Consider the following 23,197-nt stretch of genomic DNA (forward strand, 5'->3'; position numbering starts at 1 on the left):
CCCGGCGCCGATGCCGGCGGCGGATCGCGAACCGCAGGCTTGCCCGCATGACCACACATCGAACCTCGCGGCGCGCCGCGCTCGGACTGATCGGCGCGGGCGGACTGCTCGCCGTGAACACCATGCCCAAGGCCGCCGAAGCCGGTGACAGGGCGCCCGGGAAGCCGGTGCCCGCCGATCTGCTCCCGGGCGGGGCGCTCGACAGGCTGATCGCACAGCGGGCGGCCGCCGACCAGTACTCCGGTACGTACCTGCTCCTGCGCAACGGCCGCCCGGTTCTGTCGCGCAGCTACGGCATGGCCGACAGGAGCCGCTCGCTGCCCAACAAGCCGGACACGATCTTCGGGCTCGGCTCGATCACCAAGATGTTCACCGGCATCGCCGTCTCACAGCTCGTCCAGCAGGGCAAGATCGCATACCACGAGAAGCTCGGAACCTACCTGGACGGCTTTCCCGCCGAGGTCGCCGGCACCGTCACGGTGCACCAGCTCCTCACCCACACCTCGGGCATGGGCGACATCTACGGTCCGGTCAACGGCCCGGTCATCCAGGGCTGGTCCAGCGAGGCGGAGGTGACCGCCGGGCTGCTGCGCCTGGTCCGCAAGGCCCCGCTCGGTTTCCCGCCCGGCACCTCGCATGTGTACAGCAACGCCGGCTACGTCACGCTGCAGTTCATCGTCGCGGCCGTCTCCGGCCAGACCTTCTACGACTTCGTACGGCGGCACGTCTTTCGGGCGGCCGGTATGACGAGCACCGACTTCTACGATCGCGACCAGTGCCGGAGCAGCCGGCGGATCGCCCATCCGTACGCCCCGCAGGACCCTCGGGCGGGCGGGCCACGCGTCGACCACCTCGAACGCGTGGAGTTCCTCGGCAACGGCGCGGGCGGCGCCTACTCGACCGCGGCGGATCTGGTCGCCTTCATGACGGCGCTGACCGGAAACAAGCTGCTCGACGCCCGGCACACCTGGCTGGCGACGAGCCCGAAGAACCCCGTGCCCCCGCAGGGGCCGCCGCCGGCCGGAAAGCCCCCGCAGTTCCTGTTCGGATGCTACGGACCCAGCGCCACCCTGACCGGCGGCCACTGGATTCTCGGCCACAACGGCGGCAGCAGCAACGGTGTCTCCACCGACCTGGCCTGGTACCCGGACGACGGCTACCTGGCCATCGACCTGTGCAACTACGAGGGCGGCATCACGAGGGACGTCGACAGCCTCTGCAAGCAGCTGATCACCCGGTAGCCGCGATCGTACGGGCCGGTGACCGTGCCGACGGGTTCCGGTGTCAGGTATCGGCGCGGCGAGGTCTTCGAGATGCCGATCTCGGCGGCGATCGCGCCGAGGCCGGCGCCTTGGGCCTTGAGCGGTCGGACGACGTCACGTCCCCGGTGATCATTCGAAGAAGCAGGGAAGCGACTCGAGCACCGCGACGTCGGCCGGCGGAAACCGGTGCGGAGGACCGACGGAACCCTCCTCGTTCGCTCGCAGGTGCCGGTCGACGAAGCGTTGCGTTCTGCGAAGGACCGTGGCGCACTGAGCGGCTGTGATCTGGCCCCGGCAAAGGGCGTCGGCGAGCTCGTCGAGGTCCAGGACGTGGTAACGATCGGCGCCGGGTGGCACCAGGAAGTCGACGTAGAGGTCATGGACGACAAGGCCGGCCTCGGTCGGTTCGACCTCGACCAGGTCGATGTACCACCAGCCCTCCACCGGGCCCTCGAACGCGACCGGCCTGGTCAACTGGATGCCCTGGTCGAGCAACAGGAAGCTGCGATCGACGGTCGGCCGTCCGGCCACTTGATACTCGGGCAGGAGGCGCGCGTCGTAGGCGACGACCTCTCCGATCCGCCGGCCGGGGCACCGCTGACCTGTTCGGTGAAGGACCCAGACATTCTCGACGAGCGGCGTCGCGGTCACCTCGCGCCCCTCCTGATGAGCCGGCCAGGTTCGGCCGTCACAGGTGACCTCTGAGGGCCCGGGTGAGGTTGAGGAGAGCGATGGCGTTTTCGTCCTCGTGGATGGCCCGCGAGGGCTCGACACGGCTGGCGACGCGGCGGAAGAAACATGAGCGGCATGATCACAGCTCACCGGGCCGGCACGCAAAGGCGTTTCCGCTGATGATTCCGGTCATCCATCTCGCACCTGACGACGGAGTCCCACGCTCGCCGCGGCGGCTACGGCCTGATGACCTGTCGGCACGTCGAGCGGCTCCATCCGGCTCCACGTGCCGAGGCCGGTCCGAACCGTCGGATTCTGCTTCATCACGGACCTTGTGGTGAGGGCGACGACGTCGGAGGCCGGTGAGGTCACCGCCGGGCTGATCGGACCGGTAGTGGTCAGCGGCGTCGTCGCGGCAGGGGCGGCGCCGAGGCCCGGCCCTCCGATCCGCCGGACCGGCCTCGTCACAGGACGCGGCGCATCACGACGCGGGGAGCGATCTCGATGCCCAGCTCGCGCTCGTGGCGCACCAGCTCGACCATCTCCGGCCCCCACTCGGCGGGGTCGAGCACGGAGAAGCCGCGCCGGGCGTACCAGGGCGCGTTCCAGGACACGTCGCGGTAGGTCGTCAGCGTCACGGCGGCGAAGCCGGTCGAGGCCGCGTGCTCGCAGACGGCCTCCAGCAGGCGCCCACCGGCACCCCTGCGCCCGTGGTCGGGGTGGACGGCGAGCTGGTCGAGGTGGACCTGCCCGTCGACCAGGCCGAACAGGGCGAACCCGATCGGCGGGTCACCCGCGACGAGCACCCGGGAGGGATCGTCGGCCTCCTCGACCATCGTGGTCCCCGGCGGGAAGGTGATCCCCACCTGGGCGAAGACCCCGTCGGCCGCCAGCTCCACCGCCACCAGCCCGGCCAGCTCCTCCGGCCGCGCCCAGCGGACCTCAGTCGAAGTCGAAGATGGAGTGCTTGTCATAGAAGTGGAGGATATAGCGGCACCGCTCGCAGATCATCAGGGTCAACCGGTGCGAGGTGATACCCCAGCGGCTGTCGAGCCTGCCCTGCTCCTGCTGGAACGCGGTGCCGTGACAGAGCGGGCAGGCGAGCTCGGAAGGCGTCATGGTCGTGCAACGAGCGGCGCAAGGCCCGGGGTTCCGGAGACGGCGGAACCGGCGGGCCCGGCGGGTCACGCGCTAGAGGTCGAGAAGGTGCTCCAGGCCGACGGTGAGGCCGGGGAGTTCGCGCACCCGTCGCACGCCCAGGAGCACGCCCGGGGTGAACGACGAGCGGTTCATGGTGTCGTGGCGGATGGTGAGGATCTCGCCGTCGCCGCCCAGGATGACCTCCTGGTGGGCGATGAGCCCGGCGAGCCGCACCGCGTGCACGCGGACCCCGTCGACGTCCGCGCCGCGCGCGCCGTCGAGCTCCGTGCTGGTGGCGTCCGGCATCGGCGCCGACCCCGCCTTGCGCCGCGCCTCGGCGACCAGCTCGGCCGTACGGCGGGCGGTGCCCGAGGGCGCGTCGGCCTTGTTGGGGTGGTGCAGCTCGACGATCTCGGCCGACTCGAAGTAGCGGGCCGCCTGCTGGGCGAAGTGCATCATGAGCACGGCCGCGATGCCGAAGTTGGGGGCGATCAGCGCGTTGACGCCGGGGTTGGCGTCCAGCCAGCCCTTCACGGTCGCCAGCCGCCCCGCGTCGAAGCCGGTGGTGCCGACCACCGGGTGGATGCCGTGGGAGACGCACCATTCGAGGTTGCCCATGACGACGTCGGGGTGGGTGAAGTCGACCACCACCTCGGCGCCTTCGAGCTCCTCGATCGGGTCGCCCTGGTCGACGGCCGCGACCAGCTCCAGATCGTCCGCCGCCTCGACGGCCCTGCACACTTCGACACCGACGCGCCCTCGGGCGCCGAGAACTCCAACCCTGATCACGGGCCCAAGGCTATACCGAAGGCCCCCTGGACGACGGACGGCCCCGGCACGGGAACGCCGGGGCCGCGCGTACGTGGAATCGGGAAGGACCATCACAGGACGACGGACGGCCCCGGCGCGGGACCACGGGGGCGCTCGTACGCGGAGCCGGTGAGGACCGTCACGGAACGACGAACGGCCCCGGCGCGGGAACGCCGGGGCCGTTCGTACAGGAGTAGTGAAGGAACCGTCAGCCGGCGACGACCGCGCTGAAGTCCCTGTCCTCCTTGTAGGGGCCGATGACCGCGAGGGACATCGGGCGGGTGAGGACGTCCTGGGCCACCTCGGCGATCTGCTCCGGGGTCACCGCGTCGATCCTGGCGAGCAGGTCGTCGACCGAGAGCAGCTCGTCGAAGACCAGGTCGCCCTTGCCGATCCTGGACATCCGGGAACCGGTGTCCTCCAGGCCGAGCACGAGACCGCCGCGCATCTGGCCCTTGCCGCGGACGATCTCCTCCTCGGTGATGCCGTCGGCGACCACGCGGAGCACCTCCTCGCGGCAGATCTTCAGCACGTCGTCGATCTTCGACGGCAGGCAGCCGACGTAAATGCCGAACTGGCCGGTGTCGGCGAGGGCGGAGGTGTAGGAGTAGGCCGAGTAGGCCAGGCCCCTCTTCTCCCTGATCTCCTGGAACAGCCGTGAGGACATGCCGCCGCCCAGCGCCGCGTTGAGCACGCCGAGCGCGAAGCGGCGCTCGTCGGTGCGGGTCAGCGCGGTCGTGCCGAGGACCAGGTTGGCCTGCTCGGTCGGCCGGTGCACCACCCGCGTGCCGGAGCGGAGCTCGACGCCGGGACCCGACACGCGCGGGGGCACCGGCGAGGCGTCCCCGCCCAGGGCCCCGGCCCGCTCGTAGGCCGCGGCGACCAGGGCCACCACCTGCTCGTGGTCGACGTTGCCCGCCACCGACACCACGGTGTGGGTGGGCAGGTAGTAACGCCGGTAGTACTCGGCGATCCGGTCGCGGCTGACCGCGGTGATCGAGTCGACCGTGCCGAGGATCGGCCTGCCGACCGGCGTGTCACCGTACAGCTCGGCGGAGAACTGCTCGTGCACCACGTCCGAGGGATCGTCGTCGTGCATGGCGATCTCCTCCAGGATCACGCCACGCTCGGCCTCGACGTCCTCCTCGCTGATGAGCGAGGAGGTCACCACGTCGGCGAGCACGTCGATCGCCACCCGCAGGTCCTCGTCGAGGACCCGCGCGTAGTAACAGGTGTACTCCTTGGCGGTGAACGCGTTGATCTCGCCGCCGATGCCCTCGATGGCCGCGGAGATCTCCAGGGCGTCCCGCGTGGGCGTGCCCTTGAACAGCAGGTGCTCGAGGAAGTGGGAGGAGCCCATGTGCTGGGGGGACTCGTCTCTCGATCCGATGCCGACCCACATGCCGACCGCGACGGAACGCACGGTCGGCATGGACTCGGTCACCACCCGGAGCCCACCGGGAAGGACGGTGCGCTTCACGACCCCGGCGCCGTCCTTGCCGGGGTGCAGAGTGGTGGTGATCACGAGTTGCGGTCTTCCCCTCCGCCGCCACCGCGGTTGCCGCCACCGCCACCACCGTTGCTGCTGCGGGTGCGGGTGCGGCGGGGCCGCTCCTCGCGGGGCCGCTCGTCGGCGGCGGGCGCCTCGGCGGCCGGAGCGGCCGACGACGGCTCGGCGTCACCGGACTCGGCCCTGGCGGCGGCCTCCTTCTCGATGACCTCGACGGGCACCAGGGAGAGCTTGCCGCGCGAGTCGATCTCGGCGATCTCCACCTGGACCTTCTCGCCGACGTTCATGACGTCCTCGACGTTCTCGATGCGCTTGCCGCCGTGCAGCTTGCGGATCTGGGAGACGTGCAGGAGACCGTCCTTGCCCGGCATGAGGGAGATGAAGGCGCCGAAGGCGGCGATCTTGACGACCGTGCCCAGGTAGCGCTCGCCGACCTCCGGCATGTGCGGGTTCGCGATGGCGTTGATCGCCGACCTGGCCGCCTCGGCGGACGGGCCGTCGGTGGCGCCGATGTAGATGGTTCCGTCGTCTTCCAGGGTGATCTCGGCGCCGGTGTCGTCCTGGATCTGGTTGATCATCTTGCCCTTCGGGCCGATGACCTCTCCGATCTTGTCCACCGGGATCTTGATCGTGATGATGCGCGGAGCCGTCGCGTTCATCTCCGCCGGGGAGTCGATGGCCTCCTGCATCACGTCGATGATCGCCAGGCGGGCACCCTTGGCCTGCCGCAGCGCGGCCGACAGCACCGAGGCCGGGATGCCGTCCAGCTTGGTGTCGAGCTGGAGGGCGGTGATGACGTCCTTGGTGCCGGCGACCTTGAAGTCCATGTCGCCCATGGCGTCCTCGGCACCGAGGATGTCGGTCAGCGTGACGTACTGGTCGCCCTCGTTGATGAGGCCCATCGCGATGCCCGCGACGATGCCCTTCAGCGGGACGCCCGCGTCGAGCAGCGCCATCGTCGAGGCGCAGACCGAGCCCATGGAGGTCGAGCCGTTGGAGCTCAGCGCCTCGGAGACCTGGCGGATCGCGTACGGGAACTCCTCGCGCGCCGGCAGCACCGGCAGGAGCGCCCGCTCGGCGAGCGCGCCGTGACCGATCTCGCGCCGCTTGGGCGAGCCCACCCGGCCGGTCTCACCGGTGGAGTAGGGCGGGAAGTTGTAGTTGTGCATGTAGCGCTTGGTGCGCTCGGGGTTGAGCGTGTCGATCATCTGCTCCATGCGGAGCATGTTGAGCGTGGTGATGCCCAGGATCTGGGTCTCGCCGCGCTCGAACAGGGCCGAGCCGTGCACGCGGGGCACGATGTGGACCTCGGCGCTGAGCTGCCGGATGTCCTTGACGCCGCGGCCGTCGATGCGGACGCCCTCGGCGATCACGCGCTCGCGCATGAGCTTCTTGGTCAGCGACCGGAACGCGGCGCCGATCTCCTTCTCGCGGCCCTCGAAGTCGGGGCCGACCTTCTCCAGCACCAGGGCCTTGACCCGGTCGAGCTCGGTCTCGCGCTCCTGCTTGCCGGCGATGGTCAGCGCGGCGGCGAGCTCGCTGCGCACCGCGCCGGTCACGGCCTCCAGGACGTCGTCCTGGTAGTCGAGGAACAGGGGGTACTCGGCGGTCTCCTTGGCGGCGACCTTCGCGACCTTGGCCTGCGCCTCGCACAGCACCTTGATGAACGGCTTGGCGGCCTCGAGGCCCTGCGCAACGGTCTCCTCGGTCGGCGCCACGGCACCCTCGGCGACCAGCTTGAGCGTGTCGCGGGTGGACTCGGCCTCGACCATCATGATCGCGACGTCGCCGTCGCCCAGGACGCGGCCCGCGACCACCATGTCGAAGGTGGCACTGGCCAGCTCGGTGTTGGTCGGGAAGGCGACCCACTGGCCCTCGATCAGCGCGACGCGGACGCCGCCGATCGGGCCGGAGAACGGCAGCCCGGCGAGCTGGGTGGACAGGGACGCGGCGTTGATCGCCACGACGTCGTACAGGTGCTCGGGGTGCAGCGCCATGATGGTGGCGACGACCTGGATCTCGTTGCGCAGGCCCTTGACGAACGAGGGGCGCAGCGGCCGGTCGATCAGGCGGCAGGTGAGGATGGCGTCCTCGGAGGGACGGCCCTCACGCCGGAAGAACGAGCCGGGAATGCGGCCCGCGGCGTACATTCGCTCCTCGACGTCCACCGTGAGGGGGAAGAAGTCGAGGTTCTCCTTGGGATTCTTGGACGCGGTGGTCGCGGAGAGGACCATCGTGTCGTCGTCGAGATAGACGACGGCGGAACCCGCCGCCTGGCGCGCGAGCCGCCCGGTCTCGAACCGGATGGTACGCGTGCCGAATGAGCCGTTGTCGATGACGGCTTCGCTGCTGTGGACACCCTCCACGGGGGACCTCCTTGTTTCGGTCGCCCGCGTCCGGCCAGACGCACGTGTCGCGCCTGGTTCGTCGTGTTGCCGGCTCCCCGTAGGTGCAGCGCCGGTCTTCGATCGAAGCGCCCGGTTCCGTATGGCTTGTGCCATGATGACCGGGGGCCACTACCGAGGACCGGCCCTCCGACGCCGTGGGGCGCGCTTGCTTGCGGACGCGGGGCACTGTCTCGGCTATTCAGTTTGCTCACTGGGACGGCGTCTTCGTGGCGCGACGCGCCGACACCGTCCCGTATGAGATGAGGGAGCGGCGCGAACGCCACTCCCTCACAACACTATCGGCGCAGGCCGAGCCGCTCGATGAGCGAGCGGTAGCGCGCGATGTCCTTGCTCTGCAGGTACTTCAGCAGCCGGCGACGGCGGCCGACGAGCAGCAGCAGGCCACGACGGCTGTGGTGGTCGTGCTTGTGCACCTTCAGGTGCTCGGTGAGCTCGCTGATGCGCTTGCTGAGCAGCGCGATCTGCACCTCGGGGGAACCGGTGTCGGTCTCACCCTTGGCGTAGTCACCGATGATCTGCTTCTTTGCTGCGGTGTCGAGCGACACTTTTCTCCTTGAACCTCTGCGGGCACGCGCAATTCCGGCTCCCCGAACGACCGTGCGTGCCTACAGTCGCCGTGGCGAGATCAGCACCGGGATCATTGACCACCGGTTACAGAGCTGACATGCCAGGTTACCACCGGCTCCAAGGCCCTCGCACATCGTACGAAAGCCCCGGCGAGCCCTGCCCGGGAATCCCGGCGGGACCGGGGAAGCGGGACCGGAGGGCCGCGTGGCGCGAGGTCCGTGTGACACGAGGGTCAGGCGGGACCGGACGACAGCAGGCGGTATCAGGCGGTATCGGGCGGGAGAGGTCAGCTCGTCAAGCGCCGCACCTCGTCCACGTCGGCGTGGATCTGCGCGACGAGCGCCTCGATCGAGTCGAACCTGGTGTTGCCGCGCAGCCTCGGCCCGAAGTCCACGGCCACGTGCGCGCCGTAGAGGTCGAGGTCGTCGCGGTCGAGCGCGTACGCCTCGACCGTGCGGGGCACGCCCTCGAAGGTCGGGTTGGTGCCCACCGAGATCGCCGCGGGCCAGCGCTCGCCGCCGTAGACGGCGGGCAGGTTCCCGGTCGAGACCCCCTGCAGCCAGCCGGCGTAGACGCCGTCGGCGGGGATCGCGGTGAACTCCGGCGACTCCAGGTTGGCCGTCGGGAAACCGAGCTGCCGCCCGCGCTGGTAACCGCGGACGACCACGCCCTCGACCCGGTGCGGGCGGCCGAGCGTCTGTGTGACCGCCTCCATGTCCCCGGCGGCGATCTGCTCGCGGATCCGGGTGGAGGAGATCGTCTCCCCCTCGCTGACCAGCGGGACCGCCTCGGCCACGAAGTCGTACTTCTCCCCGAGGGTGCGCAGCGTCTCCACGTCGCCGGAGGCCTTGTGCCCGAAGCGGAAGTTCTCCCCCACCACGACCCCGGCGGCGTGCAACCGGTCGACGAGCACGGTCTGCACGAACTCGTCCGGGCTCATCCGGGAGAACTCCAGCGTGAACGGCAGGACGCACACCGCGTCGACGCCCAGCCCCGCGAGGAGCTCGGTGCGGTGCCTGGCCGTCGTCAGCCTCGGCGGGTGCGTGCCGGGCCGCACGACCTCCTCCGGGTGCGGGTCGAAGGTCACCACCACCGAGGACACCCCGAGACGCCCGGCCATCGCGACGGCACGGGTCACCATCTGCTGGTGCCCGCGATGAACGCCGTCGAAGACGCCGATGGTGATGACGGACCTGCCCCAGTCTTCGGGCACGTCGTCCAATCCGTGCCAGCCTCGCACCGCAGCCTCTTCCCTCGTAGCGGATGAACCCCTAAAGACTGCCATGCTCTGAGTCCTTCTCCCCAATCGGGGAGCCCCTTGGCCGGGGCCCGCCGCCGGCCACGCGGTACCCCGGAGGACTTCACCGGACTTCGAAGGACCTCAAAGGACTTCGCAGCACCTGAAAGGACGAGCTGGACAGGCGATGACAGGCGTCCCGTCAGGGGACGAAGACCGCCAGGGACTTGGCGATCTGGCCGTGCTCCTCGACCAGCGCCACCAGGGTTCCGTCGGGGCCGAACACCCCGATCGGCCCGCTTCCCAGGCCCAGCGCGGGCAGCCTCCCGCCGTGCGCGACGGACGCCGCCTCCTCGGCGGTCACGTCCCGGCGCGGAAAGGCCGCCGCGACCGCGTCGGCCATCGGCAGGATCACGCACTCGGCGGCGAGCCGCTCCAGGGTGTGGGCCGCCGACAGGTCGTAGGGGCCCACCCGGGTACGGCGCAGGGCGGTCAGGTGGCCGCCGACCCCCAGGCCGGCGCCCAGGTCGCGGGCGAGCGCGCGGATGTAGGTGCCGCTGGAACAGGACACCGAGGCGTCGACGTCGACGAGGTCACCGTGCCGGCGTACGGCGGTGATCTCGAACCCCGACACGGTCACCGGGCGAGCCTTGAGCTCGACCTCCTCGCCCGCCCTGGCCCGCTTGTAGGCCCGCTCGCCGTTCACCTTGATGGCGCTGACCTGCGGCGGGATCTGCATGATCGGGCCGGTCAGCGTCGCGACGCCCTTCCTGATCTCCTCCTCGGCGACCTGTGCCGCCGGCGCGGTGGCGATGATCTCACCCTCGGCGTCGTCGGTGTTGGTGGTCTGGCCGAGGCGGATCGTGGCGTCGTAGCCCTTCTCGGTGAGCGCGAGGTGGCCGAGCAGGCGGGTGGCCTTCTCGACGCCGACCACCAGCACGCCGGTGGCCATCGGGTCGAGGGTGCCGGCGTGGCCGACCTTGCGGGTGCCCGCGATGCCGCGGAGCTTGGCCACGACGTCGTGCGAGGTCCACTCGGCGGGCTTGTCGACGATGATCAGCCCGCTCGGCGGCGGGGTGCGCTTGGCGCGAGCCGTACTCATTTCGGTCCTTACAGGCGTGCCGGCAAGGATTCACACGTGCCGGGAAGGGTTTTACAGCAGGGCCCGGAGACTCGCGATCGTCTCCTCGACGGGCTGGTGGGAGGTGAAACCCGCCGCCTTGGCGTGCCCGCCGCCCCCCAGCGCGGCGCTGACGCGCGAGACGTCCACCCCGCCCTTGGAGCGCATGGAGACCTGCCAGGCGCCGTCGTCGTCCTCCTTGAGGATGGCGGCGACGTCCGCCTGGTCGGTACGCCGGATCACGTCGATGATCCCCTCGATCTCGTCGTACGGCAGCCCGTACGCGGCGCGGTCGGCGCGGGTGACGAACGTCCACACCAGGCCGCCGCCCACCTCGGGCTCCAGCCGCACCCTGTCGAGCACGGCGCCGAGCACCTTCAGGTAGCCGAACGGGGAACGGTCCCACAGCTCACGGGCGATCTTCTCAGGGTCGAGCCCGGTGGCCAGCAGCCGGGCGGCCATGGCGTGCGCGTCGGGAGTGGTGGAGGAGTGCCTGAAGGAGCCGGTGTCGGTGACGAGCCCGACGTACAGGCAGGTCGCGATCTCCCTGTCGACCGGCAGGCCGAGCCGGTGGATCAGCTCCTCGGCGAGCACGGCGGTGGCCGCGGCGCCGGGATCGACCAGGTTGAGGGTGCCGAACCCGGTGTTGGACGGGTGGTGGTCCAGCACGACCAGCTCGTGCGCCTTGGCCGTGTTGCCGGTCAGCACGCCGAGGCGCCCGACGGTGGGAACGTCGAAGGTGACCATCACCTCGGGCGCGGCCGGGTAGTGCGCGGGATCGGCGAGCAGATCCTGCCCCGGCAGGAAGCGCAGCAGCCTGGGCACCGTGAAACGCCGGTCACCGAAGGAGGCGGTGACCCGCTTGCCCGCCGCGCGCAGCGCGAGCCCGACGCCCAGCATGGAGCCGAGCGCGTCGCCGTCGGGCGAGACGTGGCAGGCCAGCGCGACCTCGTCCGCGGCGGAGATGAGCTCGACGGCCCGGGCCCAGTCTTGATCGGACACCGGGCCGTCGTCGCGCAGGTCGGGCGTCACGTCGCGGAGTGTCCCGCGCGTTCCGAGGACTCGTCTTCCTCGTCCCCGGAGTCGTCGCCGTCCTCCCGGTCCTCGGGCTTGCGGTAGGGGTCGGCGTCCCCGGCGTGCGAGGCGCCCTCGGCCCGCTTGGCGATCTCCACGTCCCTGGCCTTCGCCTCGGCGAGCAGGTCCTCCAGATGGCGGGCGGTGTCGGGAAGCGGGTCGTGGGTGAACGTCAGCGTCGGGGTGTGGCGCAGGCCCGTCTGGCGGCCCACCTCCGAGCGGATGAGCCCCTTGGCGCTCTCCAGGGCGGCGGCGGAGTCGGCCCGCTCGGCCTCGGAGCCGAACACGGTGTAGAACACCGTGGCCTCGCCCAGGTCGTTGGTGATGCGCGTGTCCGTCACGGTCACGAACCCCAGCCTGGGGTCCTTGATGCGGCGCTCCAGCATCTCCGCCACGATCTGCTGGATCCGATCGGCGATCTTGCGTGCGCGTGCGGCGTCCATAGCTCCCCCCTTCTCACGGGGAGGGCCGGTGGCGGTAGGGGTGCTTCCGCCGACCGGCCGTCTCCGTATCTAGTCCTCGTCCTCGTTGTAGAGCCGGTGTCTGGCGGACAGCAGCTCGATCTCCGGGTGGAAGGCGATCAGTCGCTCGCAGTCGTCCAGCACCGCACCGCAGTTGGCGGCGGTGGAGGAGACGACCGCGATCCCGATCTCGGTACGGCGATGCAGATCAAGATGGCCGGTCTCCGCGACGGCCACACCCGGGAACCGTCGCTGCACCTCGGCGACGATGGGACGCACCACCGAGCGCTTCTGCTTCAGCGAGTGAACGTCGCCGAGCAGGATGTCCAATGTCAGGGCACCTACATACATAGTGGGTCACTCGCCACGGTTGTCACCGTGCCACGGGGCGGGGGCCCCGCCCACCGGCCGCGCACCCGAGGGGCACTCGGGTGGCACGGCCGGCGGAACGGTTCCTTCGCCTGTCGGGGCATCAGGCTCGCGGCTTCTCCCGCATCTCGAAGGTCTCGATGACGTCATCGATCTTGATGTCGCTGTAGCCGACACCGATACCGCACTCGAACCCTTCGCGGACCTCGGTCGCGTCGTCCTTGAAACGGCGCAGCGAGGAGACGGTGAGGTTGTCGGAGATGACGACCCCGCCGCGGATGATCCGGGCCTTGCTGTTGCGGACGATCGTGCCCGAGCGGACCAGAGCACCGGCGATGTTGCCGATCTTCGGCACCTTGAAGACCTCGCGGACTTCGGCGGTGCCCATCTGGACCTCTTCGAACTCCGGCTTGAGCATGCCCTTGAGGGCCGCCTCGATCTCCTCGATCGCCTGGTAGATGACCGAGTAGTAGCGGATGTCGACGCCCTCGCGCTCGGCCAGGTCGCGCGCCCTGACCTCGGGACGCACGTTGAAGCCGATGATGACGGCGTTGTCGTCGGCGACCGCCAGGTTGACGTCGTACTCGGTGATCGCACCGACGGCGCGGTGGAGCACCCGCAGGCGCACCTCGTCGCCGACGTCGATCTTGAGCAGCGCGTCCTCCAGAGCCTCGACGGAACCGGAGACGTCACCCTTGATGATGAGCTTGAGCTCGTCGACCTGGCCCTTCTCCATCTCGCTGAAGAGCTCTTCGAGGGTGCGGCGACGGCCGGACTTGGCCATGTCCGCGATGCGCTTGCGCGCGGCGCGCTGCTGGGCGATCTGGCGCGCCATCCGGTCGTCGGTGACGACGATGAAGTTGTCACCGGCTCCCGGCGTCGCGGTCAGACCGAGCACCTGCACCGGACGGGACGGGTCGGCCTCCGGGATCGCCTCGCCCTTGTCGTCGAGCATCGCCCGGACGCGGCCGAAGGCCTCACCACAGACGATCGAGTCGCCGACGCGGAGCGTGCCGCGCTGGACCAGCACGGTCGCGACCGGGCCGCGGCCCTTGTCGAGATGCGCCTCGATGGCGACGCCCTGGGCGTCCATCGTGGCGTTGGCCCTCAGGTCGAGCTCGGCGTCCGCGGTGAGCAGGATGGCCTCGAGCAGCTGCTCGATGCCGATCCCGTTCTTGGCGGAGATGTCGACGAACATCGTGGTGCCGCCGTACTCCTCGGCGACCAGGCCGTACTCGGTGAGCTGTGCCCGGACCTTGCCCGGGTCGGCGCCCTCCTTGTCGACCTTGTTGACCGCGACGACGATCGGCACGTCGGCCGCCTGGGCGTGGTTGAGCGCCTCGACGGTCTGCGGCTTCACACCGTCGTCGGCCGCGACGACCAGGACGGCGATGTCGGTCACCTTGGCGCCTCGGGCACGCATGGCGGTGAACGCCTCGTGGCCCGGGGTGTCGATGAAGGTGATCTTCCGGTCTTCGCCCTCGTGCACGGTGGCGATCTGGTAGGCACCGATGTGCTGGGTGATGCCACCGGCCTCCCGCGCCACCTCGTTGGTGTTGCGGATGGCGTCGAGCAGCTTGGTCTTACCGTGGTCGACGTGACCCATGACGGTCACCACCGGCGGGCGCGCGACCAGGTCGGACTCGTCGCCCTCGTCCTCGCCGAACTCGATGTCGAAGGTCTCCAGGAGCTCGCGGTCCTCCTCCTCCGGGCTGACCACAAGCAGGTTGTAGTCGAGCTCGGCGGCCAGAAGCTGGAGCGTCTCCTCGTTGACCGACTGCGTGGCGGTCACCATCTCGCCCAGGTGCAGCATGATCTGCACCAGGGACGCCGGGATCGCGCCGATCTTGTCGGCGAAGTCCGACAGGGAGGCGCCACGCGACAGGCGGATCGTCTGCCCGTTGCCGCGGGGGGCCTGCACGCCGCCGATCGCCGGGGCCTGCATGTTGTCGAACTCTTGACGCCGCTGGCGCTTGGACTTGCGACCGCGGGTCGGGCGTCCTCCGGGACGGCCGAACGCGCCCGCGGTGCCTCCACCGCGACCACGGCCACCGCCGCCGGGACGGCCGGCGAAACCGCCGCCACCGCCACCGGGACCACCGGTTCCGGTGCCGGGACGGCCTGCGCCGCCACCGCCACCCGGGCGACCGGCGAAACCGCCGCCGCCACCGGGACGACCGCCGCCACCGCCGGGACGGCCCGCGCCGCCACCGGGACGACCGGCACCCGCACCGCCGCCGGGACGGCCTGCGCCGCCACCGCCGCCGGGACCGGCGGGCCGGCCCTGGGGCATCATCATCGGGCTGGGACGCGGACCACCGGGACGCGGGCCGCCGGGGCCGCCCGCACCGCCGCCGGGACGCGGGCCACCGGCACCGGGACCCGGACGCGGGCCGCCGGATCCGGGCGGGCCGGAACGGGCGCCGGGCGGACGGGGACCCGCGTTGTCGCGGTCCTGACGAGGACCGCGGTCCTCGCGGGGACCGGGACGCGGCCCCCTGTCGCCGGGACCGCCGTCACGGCCGGGGCCACCGGGACCACCGGGGCCGCCGGCACGCGGCGGACGGGCCTGGCCCATGCCGCTGGCGTTCGACGAGAACGGGTTGTTGCCGGGGCGCGGGCCACGCGGGCCCGGACGCGGGCCGGGCTTGGGCGCACCGGCGCCGGGGGCACCGGCACCGGGCCTGGGGCCCGAAGGCGCCCCACCCGGACCGCCCGCCGGACGACCGCCCTCGGGACGCGCCTCGGGGCGCTGGGCGGGACCCGGACGCGGAGCGGGCCTGGGACCCGGCTTGGGACCGGGGCCGGAGGCCGCCGGACGCGCGCTGTCTGTGCGGGGTGCCTCGAAACGCGGGGCCTGCACCTGCGGCGGCTGCTGACGCGGCGGCTGCGGGGGCTGGACCGGCGGAGCCGGGGGGACGACCGGCGGGGCCGCCTGCGGCGCGGGGGCCGCGGGACGAGCCGGTGCGGGACCCGGACGAGGACCCGGCCTGGGGGCCGGTCCCGGCTTGGGGATGGATGTCGACGCCGTGGAGGCGCCGTTTGGCTGGCCGTCTCCCGGCCGAGGTGCCGCCTGAGGCGGCCTGGGGCCTCTGCCCCTGTCGGACGAGCCCTTGCTGGGGCCGCCCAAAGCTTCCGTGAGCCTGCGGACTACCGGTGCTTCGATAGTCGAGGACGCCGAACGCACGAACTCGCCCATCTCCTGGAGCTTGGCCATGACGACCTTGCTCTCCACACCGAACTCCTTGGCGAGCTCGTATACCCGGACCTTCGCCACTGCACTCCCTTGTCTCGGCCCGGGAGGCGGTGCCGCCGGACCGTCGTTACGTTGACGTACTCATCGCCGCATGCTCATCAGGCGCTCATAGCTATCTGACCAGCCCATCAAATCGGCGTCCTACATGACAGTCGGTAACCATTTCACCCGATCCTTTCATCGTGTTGCTCTTCCAGGTGGCCACGCAGCCGCGACAGGTCGAGCGATTCCGCGACGCGAAAAGCACGCGGAAACGCTCGGCGACGCTCTGCGAGTTCGAGACAGCTCAAGGTGGGATGCAGTGAAGCACCACGACCTTGGAGCCGTCTTCGCAGGTCAGGGACGATAACGCCCTCGACCACCACCAGGCGGAGCAGCTCGGAGGAAACCGTGCGAACCCGGCACCCCACACATGTTCTCAGTGGGGCAGCCTGGCCACCATATTCCAGCTTACCGTGTGGGCGCATCTGCGGGACCGGCCGCGTCCCCCGGCTGGGTGTCGGGACGGATGTCGATCCGCCAGCCGGTGAGGCGGGCGGCCAGCCGGGCGTTCTGGCCCTCCTTGCCGATGGCGAGGGAGAGCTGGTAGTCCGGCACGGTCACGCGCGCGGCGCGGCCGTCGAAGTCGATCACCTCTACGTGGGAAACGCGGGCCGGAGACAGCGCATTCCCCACGAAGTCCGCGGGATCCTCCGACCAGTCGATGATGTCGATCTTCTCGCCGTGCAGCTCCGTCATCACGTTGCGTACCCGCGAGCCCATCGGGCCGATGCAGGCGCCCTTGGCGTTCACTCCTGGGCGCCGCGACCTGACCGCGAGCTTGGTGCGGTGACCGGCCTCGCGGGCGACGGCGGCGATCTCGACCGTGCCGTCGGCGATCTCGGGCACCTCCAGCGCGAAGAGCTTCTTCACCAGGCCGGGGTGGGTGCGCGACAGGGTCACCGAGGGGCCCTTGTGGCCCTTCTTGACCTGCACCACATAGCAGCGGATGCGGTCGCCGTGGACGTACTCCTCGCCCGGGACCTGCTCGCTGTGCGGCAGCACCGCCTCGATCTTGCCCAGGTCGACCAGGACCACCCGCGGGTCCTTGCCCTGCTGGATGACTCCCGCCACCAGCTCACCCTCGCGGCTGGCGAACTCACCGAAGTTGATCTCGTCCTCGGCGTCGCGCAGCTGCTGCAGGATGACCTGCTTGGCGGTGGTCGCGGCGATGCGGCTGAAGTTGCCCGGGGTGTCGTCGAACTCCCTGAGCACCTCCCCGCTCTCGTCGTCGAGCTCGGCGGCGAAGATGGTCACGTGCCCGGACTTGCGGTCGAGCTCGGCGCGCGCCTTGGCCGCCGCGCCCTCGCTCCGGAAATATGCGATCAGCAGCGCGTCCTCGATCGCCTTGACGACCAGGTCGAAGGAGATGTCCTTCTCCCGCTCCAGGCTGCGCAGGACGCTCATGTCGATGTCCACGAGGCTTCCCCCTTAGCCCTCGTCGCCGTCTTCGCCGTCGTCTTCGGCGTCGTCGAGCCGGCGGAATTCCACCTGCACCCGTCCTCGGGTCAGGTCCTCATAGTCGATGCGGCGCGGCGCGCCGTCGACGTCCAGCTCCACGCCGGTCTCGTCGGTGGCGACGATCCGGCCCTCCACGGCGCTGCCGTCCCTCAGGTCGGCCTTGACCAGCCTCTTCACCGCGCGGCGCCAGTGGCGCGGCTCGGTGAGGGGGCGGTCGACTCCCGGAGAGGAGACCTCGAGCACGTACGGGGTGGCCCCCATCGCCTCGTCGGCGTCCAGCGTCGCGGAGACGGCGTGGCTGACCTCGGCGACGTCGTCGAGGCTCACGCCCCCGTCACGGTCGACCACGACACGCAGCAGCCGCCGCTTGCCCGCGGGGGTGACCGTGACGTCCTCCAAGTCGAGCCCTTCGGCTCCGACGACAGGTTCCAGAAGCTCTATCAGGCGGTCGCGGGATGTGGCGCTGCCCATGCCGACCTCCCATTGTCACGATCTCAGCCGGGCGGACCTCGCCCATGCGATTAACCAGCCTATCCACACCAGGGCGTGGAAACAGCGCCACTCGGTGTGGCGGAGCCGTCCGAGAAGCGAGGTGAGTGCCATTATTCCAAGCCCGTACGATGCTAAGTGCGTCAGCTGCCGACACAGAACCGGAGGTCGTCGTGCGTTCCGTCTCCCGGCGCGCCCTGCTGAGGGGCGGCGCTCTCGGGGTCGCGGCCGTGACGGTCACGGGATGCGCCGCCGAGGAGCGGGTGCCTCCCGCGGCCGCGCCGCCCGACCCCGAGACCCTGCTCCTGCGTGAGCTGATCGCGGGCAAGGAGCGGACCGTCGCCCTGTACGCCTCGGCGGCCTCGGCCCGGCTCGAGCCCTTCAGGCAGCGGCACGAGGCCCATCTGGCCGAGCTCCGCCGCCGCCTCCCGCCCACGCCGCCCGCTCCGGCCGCGACCCCGGCGCCCACCCCTTCGCCCTCCGGGAGCACGACCCAGGGCGGCAGCCCCTCGGTACGGACCCTGCGGGACCTGGAACGCAGGGCCGCGGCGCTGCGTACCCGCCAGATCGAGGGGGTGTCGCCCCCGCTGGCCCAGTTGCTCGCCTCCATCGGCGCCTGCGAGGCCGCGCACGCCGTGGCCCTGTCGAGGTCCCTGTGAGAGGCGCTGTGAGAGGCGCCCGGGGGGCCGGGGCCGATCAGGGGCTCGGCGCGGCGCTGGCGGCCGAGCACGCCGCCGTGTACGCCTACGGGGTCCTCGCGGCCAGGACCACGGGCAGGCTCCGCGTGGCGATGACGACCGTCTACAACGCCCACCGCGCCCGCCGCGACCAGCTCCGCACCATGACCATCGCCGCGGGCGGCACGCCCGCCGAGCCGAAGGCTGTCTACGAGCTCCCGGCCACGCCGTCGAGCGCGGCGCAGGCGGTGGAGCTGGCCGTGCTGGTCGAGCGGGGGGTGACCGGCGCCTACCTGGAGCTGGCGGCGTCCCCGGACCCGGCCCTGCGCAAGATGGCCGCGCTGGCCATGCAGGAGTGCGCCGTCCGCTCCTACAGCCTGCGCCCCGAGATCGAGGCCTTTCCCGGCATGCCGCCCCGGACGGCCTCCGAACCCGCCGCCACCCCCACGGTGGCCCCGTCCCAGTGACTTTTCCCGCCGTTTTTCCCGGGTGACCGCCTCCCGGCGAAAGGACGGAAACCGGACTGGTCAGCGCGGAAAACGATCTCTCCCGGAGGCTCCCGGATTCGCGAGCCACGATTCGAACCCGCTTTCAAACATGTTTGCACCGTGTCTGCCGGGTAGCTGAATCTCGCGAAAAACGCCTGAGGAGGAAGCAATGGGCTGGGGATACCGGAAATCCATGAAGTTCGGTCCGTTCCGTCTTAACCTTTCGCGGAGTGGAGTGGGTCACAGCTGGGGAAACCGCGCCTTCAGGGTCACCAAGACGGCCGATGGGCGCCGCACTCTGAGCGTCAACCTTCCCGGCGGCTTCCACTGGCGTAAGACGCTCAGCGGCAACGGCAGCCGTCGCTGATGGGCATTACCCGGGAACCGTTCGCGAACGCCGCTCGTTCTCATGACACGACGCGAGATTTCGGGGAGTCCGGGGAGAAGGCAATGGGCTGGGGATACAGGAAGTCGATCAAAGTCGGTCCTTTCAGGATCGACCTGTCCCCGCGAGGGGTCGGCCACAGCTTCGGCAATCGCCGATTCCACGTCAGCAGAACTCCTGACGGCCGCAAGTACGTGACCGTCAACCTGCCGGGCGGGTTCCACGTGGGCAAGGCGATCGGCCGGAGCTCCCGGCGTCACCAGCACTACCACTACTGACGCGGGGCCATATACCTGAGAGAGCGGCCCGCCCCTTTCCGAAAGGGGCGGGCCGCTCTCGCGCGTTCCGGGTGACCCGTCTTTCAGGGACGGATCTCAGGGGTGGACCGCTCGCCGGCCTCCGCCGGTCTCCGCAGGTCTCAGGGGCCGCGGACGACCGGAGGGTCATCCCCGGCAGGGCATTGCGGACGACCGGAGGATCATCCCCGGCAGGCCGCCACGACACGCTCCACGGCCTCGGTGAGCGGGATCTCCTCCTTGGCGCCGGTGGCGCGGTCGCGCAGCTCCGCGACGCCCTGGGTGAGCCCCCGGCCGACGATCAGGATCGTCGGCATGCCGAGCAGCTCCGCGTCCTTGAACTTCACCCCCGGCGAGACGCCGGGGCGGTCGTCCACCAGGACGCGCAGCCCGCGGCCCTCCAGCTCCTCGGCGATCCGGGTGGCGGCCTCGACCTGGCCGTCCTTGCCGGTGCCCACGACGTGGACGTCGGCGGGGGCGACCTCGCGGGGCCAGACCAGCCCGAGCTCGTCGTGCCTCTGCTCGGCCAGCACCGCCACGGCCCGGGAGACACCGATGCCGTAGGAGCCCATGGTGACGCGGACCGGCTTGCCGTCGGGGCCGAGGGCGTCGAGTTTCGCGGCGTCGGCGTACTTGCGGCCGAGCTGGAAGATGTGGCCGATCTCGATGCCGCGGTCGATGGACAGGCCGGAGCCGCAGACCGGGCAGGCGTCGCCCGCGCGGACCTCGGCGGCCTCGATGGTGCCGTCGGCGACGAAGTCGCGGCCGGCGACGACGTCGGCGGCGTGCTTGCCGGGCTCGTTGGCGCCGGTCACCCAGGCGCTGCCGTCGACCACGCGGGGGTCGACGAGGTAGCGGATGCCGAGGTCCTTGAGCACCTGGGGGCCGATGTAGCCGCGGACCAGGCCGGGGTGCTTCGCGAAGTCCTCGGCCTCGAAGATGGCGGGCTCGCCGGGGGCGAGGGAGGCCTCCAGCCGCTTGAAGTCGACCTCGCGGTCCCCGGGCAGGCCGACGACCAGGGTCTCGGTCTTGCCCGAGCCGGGGACGGTCACCTTGACCACGATGTTCTTGAGCGTCTGGGCGGCGGTGACGCCGAGGCCGTGGTGCTCGTTGACGTGATCGACCAGTGACTCGATGGTCGGGGTGTCGGGGGTGTCGAGCACCCGCATCGCGGGCCGCTCGCCGGTGATCGCGGGCGGCGCGGTGGTGACGACGGCCTCCGCGTTGGCCGCGTAGCCGCAGTTGTGGCAGGCCACGAAGGTGTCCTCACCGGTGGCGGCGGGGGCGAGGAACTCCTCGGAGGCCGAGCCGCCCATCGCTCCGGACGTGGCGAAGCAGATCTTGTACGTGATGCCGAGCCGGTCGAAGGTCTTGATGTAGGTCTCGCGGTGGCGCTCGTAGGAGCGCTTGAGGCCGTCGTCGTCGAGGTCGAAGGAGTAGGAGTCCTTCATGATGAACTCGCGCCCGCGCAGGATGCCGGCCCGGGGGCGGGCCTCGTCGCGGTACTTGGTCTGGATCTGGTAGAGGGTCACCGGATAGTCCTTGTAGGAGGCGTACTCCCCCTTGACCATGTCGGTGAACATCTCCTCGTGGGTGGGACCGAGCAGGTAGTCGGCCCCCTTGCGGTCCTTGAGGCGGAAGAGCGTGTCGCCGTACTCGGTCCAGCGGCCGGTCGCCTCGTAGTACTCGCGGGGCAGCAGGGCGGGGAAGAGCACCTCCTGGCCGCCCATGCGGTTCATCTCCTCGCGCACGACGCGCGTGACGTTCTCCAGGACCGTCTTGCCGAGCGGCAGCCAGGAGTAGACGCCGGGGGCGACACGGCGGACGTAACCGGCGCGGACGAGCAGCTTGTGGCTCGGGACTTCCGCATCTGCCGGGTCGTCCCTCAGCGTTCGAAGAAACAGCGACGACATGCGCAGCAGCACGGCTACTCCTAGTTGGCGAGGTTCGGTGCCCTACAGGCTATCGAGTCCCGCAAGCCGATTGTCGGCGGTCGGCCGCTTCCGAACCCGGCGGTGAGAACTCAGATCCCGGTGCGGTGAGGACTCAGATCCCGGTGAGGAAGACGAAGTACGAGGCCCCGAGGACCAGCGCGATCAGCGCGGAGCAGACCCGGTCGCACCCGCGTCCCAGCGAGGTCAGCATTCCCAGCGCGATCACGATCACCACCGCGACGCCCCACGGCCAGAAGCCGGAGACGTGCTCGGGGCCGCCGGGCATCGCCTTGTCGATCCCGTCGAACAGGGCCAGCCCGGCCGCGCCCCCGGCCGCGACGTCCCCCCAGCGGTCGTAGCGCTTGGCGAGGTAGGAAAAGACGCCGATGGCGACGAGGTTCGCGATCAGGAGGTTCATCGAGGCGCCGTCGCCGCCGAGGCTCAGGAGCCAGGTGTTCTTCTCGAAGATCGTGGCGGCCAGGAGCGAGAGGATCGGGCCGAACGCGGCCAGCACGCTGGAGAGGACCGCCCAGCCGAAGCCGACCGCCGTCCGCCCCATGACGACGACGAACAGGAGGTAGGCGTACGGACTGTAAAGCGCGTACAACAGCTCGGGCCCGTAGGCCAGCAGCGCTCCGACGCCTCCGAGCAGCATCCCCATCAAAAGGGAGAGGACCATGTGCCGGAGAATGGCGCGATCCCGGCGGTCTCCGGCGACAAAGTCAAGCGTGTAATTACGTTCTGCCAAAGCCACTGATCCCCCGATCACATTTGCTAGTGGCTATCAGTAGTGTATCTGACCTGGGGAAACATCTCGAACACGTCAAGTTTTACAAAGCAAGCGAGCGCTTGATAACAGCGAAGTGGACGAGCGTTTGATTAAGCCGTCGCCGCGGTCCTTCCAAGCACCTTCTCCGGGGAGCGGACCGATCTCCGCGAGGCCGTCCGACCCTTTCCCGCCGGGCGTCCGGACGCCCGGCGGCCGGTTCGCCGCACCGGACGCCGCCCGGATGAGCGGGCCTCGCCCGCCGCCTGGACGACAACCCCCGCCAGGCGACGCCGGCGACTCGGCCGCTCCGGGGCGTCAGCCGCCGAGAAGGATCTCCCAGGGGTGGCGGGAGGTGGTCCTGCGGGTGGTGTCGAGCGCCTCACCGAGGCGGCGCAGACCGGCCCTGCCGCGGAAGCGCTCGCGGTGCACGGGGTCGACGGCGCGCAGGACGAACGGGACGCCCATGACGTCCAGGGTGGCGTCACCCGCCGTGGCGGGACCGGAGCGGGTGACCAGCGCGCCGGGGCAGCCCGGATCGCGGACGTGCCTGGCCAGGACGGCCGCGATGTCGGCCGCGCCGGGGCCGTCGCGCCACTCGATGTGCCAGCCGTGGTCGGCCCCGCGCCACCAGGTCAGGTCGCGGCAGGACTCCATGAGCTCCGACTCTCCGGCGAGCGCGGCCATCACCCGCCCGAACGCCTCGTACCGGAGCCCGCACGAAGGGCGGCTCTCACCGGACATCCCGGGTATGCCGGGGACGCCAGGAACCTCGG

General features: G+C 70.6%; 24 protein-coding genes. 5 read left to right on the forward strand and 19 right to left on the reverse strand.

Annotation, left to right across the window (positions count from 1 at the left end; translation table 11 throughout):
* Positions 1–47: 47 nt before the first annotated feature.
* A complete protein-coding gene (locus AB0G15_RS01165; protein ID WP_362834368.1) occupies positions 48–1,241 on the forward strand; it encodes a serine hydrolase domain-containing protein in 1,194 nt (397 codons plus the stop codon).
* 150 nt (positions 1,242–1,391) lie between these two features.
* On the opposite strand, the gene AB0G15_RS01170 is transcribed toward AB0G15_RS01165, so the two are convergent.
* The 16 genes from AB0G15_RS01170 to rimP form a co-directional block, all read right to left on the reverse strand.
* Positions 1,392–1,913, reverse strand: a complete 522-nt coding sequence (locus AB0G15_RS01170) for a DUF402 domain-containing protein (protein WP_362834369.1) — start codon at positions 1,911–1,913, stop codon at positions 1,392–1,394.
* A gap of 485 nt (positions 1,914–2,398) precedes the next feature.
* Complete coding sequence (locus tag AB0G15_RS01175; protein ID WP_362834370.1) at positions 2,399–2,908, reverse strand: GNAT family N-acetyltransferase; 510 nt, start codon at positions 2,906–2,908, stop codon at positions 2,399–2,401.
* Positions 2,877–3,053 (reverse strand): hypothetical protein, encoded by a 177-nt coding sequence (locus AB0G15_RS01180; RefSeq protein ID WP_362677621.1) that lies wholly within the window; start codon positions 3,051–3,053, stop codon positions 2,877–2,879. Before AB0G15_RS01180 ends, AB0G15_RS01175 begins: the two co-directional genes overlap by 32 nt.
* Positions 3,054–3,125: 72 nt before the next feature.
* Positions 3,126–3,863: a 4-hydroxy-tetrahydrodipicolinate reductase gene (dapB, locus tag AB0G15_RS01185; protein ID WP_362834371.1), complete on the reverse strand. Its 738-nt coding sequence runs from the start codon at positions 3,861–3,863 to the stop codon at positions 3,126–3,128.
* 229 nt (positions 3,864–4,092) lie between these two features.
* On the reverse strand, positions 4,093–5,406 hold the full coding sequence (locus AB0G15_RS01190) for a pitrilysin family protein (RefSeq protein WP_362677966.1): 1,314 nt from the start codon (positions 5,404–5,406) through the stop codon (positions 4,093–4,095).
* Positions 5,406–7,760, reverse strand: a complete 2,355-nt coding sequence (locus AB0G15_RS01195; RefSeq protein WP_362834372.1) for a polyribonucleotide nucleotidyltransferase — start codon at positions 7,758–7,760, stop codon at positions 5,406–5,408. The genes AB0G15_RS01190 and AB0G15_RS01195 overlap by 1 nt, the downstream gene beginning before the upstream one ends.
* Positions 7,761–8,077: 317 nt before the next feature.
* Positions 8,078–8,347 (reverse strand): 30S ribosomal protein S15, encoded by a 270-nt coding sequence (gene rpsO / locus AB0G15_RS01200; RefSeq protein ID WP_030904195.1) that lies wholly within the window; start codon positions 8,345–8,347, stop codon positions 8,078–8,080.
* A 308-nt stretch (positions 8,348–8,655) separates the two neighbouring features.
* Positions 8,656–9,609 (reverse strand): bifunctional riboflavin kinase/FAD synthetase, encoded by a 954-nt coding sequence (locus AB0G15_RS01205; RefSeq protein ID WP_362834373.1) that lies wholly within the window; start codon positions 9,607–9,609, stop codon positions 8,656–8,658.
* A 199-nt stretch (positions 9,610–9,808) separates the two neighbouring features.
* Positions 9,809–10,708: a tRNA pseudouridine(55) synthase TruB gene (truB, locus tag AB0G15_RS01210; RefSeq protein WP_362834374.1), complete on the reverse strand. Its 900-nt coding sequence runs from the start codon at positions 10,706–10,708 to the stop codon at positions 9,809–9,811.
* Between the two features lie 51 nt (positions 10,709–10,759).
* A complete protein-coding gene (locus AB0G15_RS01215; protein ID WP_362834375.1) occupies positions 10,760–11,758 on the reverse strand; it encodes a bifunctional oligoribonuclease/PAP phosphatase NrnA in 999 nt (332 codons plus the stop codon).
* Positions 11,755–12,243 carry a 30S ribosome-binding factor RbfA gene (gene rbfA / locus AB0G15_RS01220; RefSeq protein WP_362834376.1) on the reverse strand — a complete coding sequence of 163 codons (489 nt, stop codon included), beginning with the start codon at positions 12,241–12,243 and terminating at the stop codon, positions 11,755–11,757. The genes AB0G15_RS01215 and rbfA overlap by 4 nt, the downstream gene beginning before the upstream one ends.
* 69 nt (positions 12,244–12,312) lie before the next feature.
* On the reverse strand, positions 12,313–12,612 hold the full coding sequence (locus AB0G15_RS01225; RefSeq protein ID WP_329091737.1) for a DUF503 domain-containing protein: 300 nt from the start codon (positions 12,610–12,612) through the stop codon (positions 12,313–12,315).
* A 121-nt stretch (positions 12,613–12,733) separates the two neighbouring features.
* Positions 12,734–15,907, reverse strand: a complete 3,174-nt coding sequence (gene infB / locus AB0G15_RS01230; RefSeq protein WP_362834377.1) for a translation initiation factor IF-2 — start codon at positions 15,905–15,907, stop codon at positions 12,734–12,736.
* Positions 15,908–16,050: 143 nt separating this feature from the next.
* A complete protein-coding gene (locus AB0G15_RS01235) occupies positions 16,051–16,353 on the reverse strand; it encodes a YlxR family protein (protein ID WP_362677636.1) in 303 nt (100 codons plus the stop codon).
* The gene (nusA, locus tag AB0G15_RS01240; RefSeq protein WP_350972934.1) at positions 16,337–17,332 is read right to left on the reverse strand and encodes a transcription termination factor NusA; all 996 of its coding nucleotides are present in this window, start codon (positions 17,330–17,332) and stop codon (positions 16,337–16,339) included. The genes AB0G15_RS01235 and nusA overlap by 17 nt, the downstream gene beginning before the upstream one ends.
* A 24-nt stretch (positions 17,333–17,356) precedes the next feature.
* Positions 17,357–17,857, reverse strand: a complete 501-nt coding sequence (rimP, locus tag AB0G15_RS01245; protein ID WP_350972788.1) for a ribosome maturation factor RimP — start codon at positions 17,855–17,857, stop codon at positions 17,357–17,359.
* Between the two features lie 191 nt (positions 17,858–18,048).
* Between rimP and AB0G15_RS01250 the strand changes: the two genes are divergently transcribed.
* The 4 genes from AB0G15_RS01250 (at position 18,049) to AB0G15_RS01265 (ending at position 19,703) form a co-directional block, all read left to right on the forward strand.
* Positions 18,049–18,534 carry a hypothetical protein gene (locus AB0G15_RS01250; RefSeq protein ID WP_362834378.1) on the forward strand — a complete coding sequence of 162 codons (486 nt, stop codon included), beginning with the start codon at positions 18,049–18,051 and terminating at the stop codon, positions 18,532–18,534.
* An 8-nt stretch (positions 18,535–18,542) separates the two neighbouring features.
* Complete coding sequence (locus tag AB0G15_RS01255) at positions 18,543–19,019, forward strand: ferritin-like domain-containing protein (RefSeq protein WP_362834379.1); 477 nt, start codon at positions 18,543–18,545, stop codon at positions 19,017–19,019.
* Positions 19,020–19,209: 190 nt separating this feature from the next.
* Positions 19,210–19,407: a DUF4236 domain-containing protein gene (locus AB0G15_RS01260; protein ID WP_329091724.1), complete on the forward strand. Its 198-nt coding sequence runs from the start codon at positions 19,210–19,212 to the stop codon at positions 19,405–19,407.
* Between the two features lie 83 nt (positions 19,408–19,490).
* Positions 19,491–19,703, forward strand: a complete 213-nt coding sequence (locus AB0G15_RS01265; protein ID WP_350972796.1) for a DUF4236 domain-containing protein — start codon at positions 19,491–19,493, stop codon at positions 19,701–19,703.
* Between the two features lie 200 nt (positions 19,704–19,903).
* Here AB0G15_RS01265 and AB0G15_RS01270 read toward each other — a convergent pair whose 3' ends face one another.
* The 3 genes from AB0G15_RS01270 to AB0G15_RS01280 form a co-directional block, all read right to left on the reverse strand.
* Complete coding sequence (locus AB0G15_RS01270; RefSeq protein ID WP_362834380.1) at positions 19,904–21,646, reverse strand: proline--tRNA ligase; 1,743 nt, start codon at positions 21,644–21,646, stop codon at positions 19,904–19,906.
* A 121-nt stretch (positions 21,647–21,767) separates the two neighbouring features.
* Entirely contained in the window at positions 21,768–22,334 is a 567-nt protein-coding gene (locus AB0G15_RS01275; protein WP_362834381.1) for a hypothetical protein, read from the reverse strand.
* Positions 22,335–22,739: 405 nt separating this feature from the next.
* Positions 22,740–23,165, reverse strand: a complete 426-nt coding sequence (locus AB0G15_RS01280) for a hypothetical protein (RefSeq protein WP_362834382.1) — start codon at positions 23,163–23,165, stop codon at positions 22,740–22,742.
* Positions 23,166–23,197: the final 32 nt, after the last annotated feature.

The sequence above is a fragment of the Streptosporangium sp. NPDC023825 genome, assembly GCF_040639575.1.
Classification (GTDB): domain Bacteria; phylum Actinomycetota; class Actinomycetes; order Streptosporangiales; family Streptosporangiaceae; genus Streptosporangium.

Bases quoted from the DNA above. Each gene is read 5' to 3' on its own strand.
- AB0G15_RS01165 (WP_362834368.1), top strand. From the start codon at position 48: ATGACCACACATCGAACCTCGCGGCGCGCCGCGCTCGGACTGATCGGC.
- AB0G15_RS01175 (WP_362834370.1), bottom strand. From the start codon at position 2,908: ATGACAAGCACTCCATCTTCGACTTCGACTGAGGTCCGCTGGGCGCGG.
- AB0G15_RS01180 (WP_362677621.1), bottom strand. From the start codon at position 3,053: ATGACGCCTTCCGAGCTCGCCTGCCCGCTCTGTCACGGCACCGCGTTC.
- truB (WP_362834374.1), bottom strand. From the start codon at position 10,708: ATGAGTACGGCTCGCGCCAAGCGCACCCCGCCGCCGAGCGGGCTGATC.
- rbfA (WP_362834376.1), bottom strand. From the start codon at position 12,243: ATGGACGCCGCACGCGCACGCAAGATCGCCGATCGGATCCAGCAGATC.
- AB0G15_RS01225 (WP_329091737.1), bottom strand. From the start codon at position 12,612: ATGTATGTAGGTGCCCTGACATTGGACATCCTGCTCGGCGACGTTCAC.
- AB0G15_RS01235 (WP_362677636.1), bottom strand. From the start codon at position 16,353: ATGCGCCCACACGGTAAGCTGGAATATGGTGGCCAGGCTGCCCCACTG.
- nusA (WP_350972934.1), bottom strand. From the start codon at position 17,332: ATGAGCGTCCTGCGCAGCCTGGAGCGGGAGAAGGACATCTCCTTCGAC.
- rimP (WP_350972788.1), bottom strand. From the start codon at position 17,857: ATGGGCAGCGCCACATCCCGCGACCGCCTGATAGAGCTTCTGGAACCT.
- AB0G15_RS01260 (WP_329091724.1), top strand. From the start codon at position 19,210: ATGGGCTGGGGATACCGGAAATCCATGAAGTTCGGTCCGTTCCGTCTT.
- AB0G15_RS01265 (WP_350972796.1), top strand. From the start codon at position 19,491: ATGGGCTGGGGATACAGGAAGTCGATCAAAGTCGGTCCTTTCAGGATC.
- AB0G15_RS01275 (WP_362834381.1), bottom strand. From the start codon at position 22,334: ATGGTCCTCTCCCTTTTGATGGGGATGCTGCTCGGAGGCGTCGGAGCG.
- AB0G15_RS01280 (WP_362834382.1), bottom strand. From the start codon at position 23,165: ATGTCCGGTGAGAGCCGCCCTTCGTGCGGGCTCCGGTACGAGGCGTTC.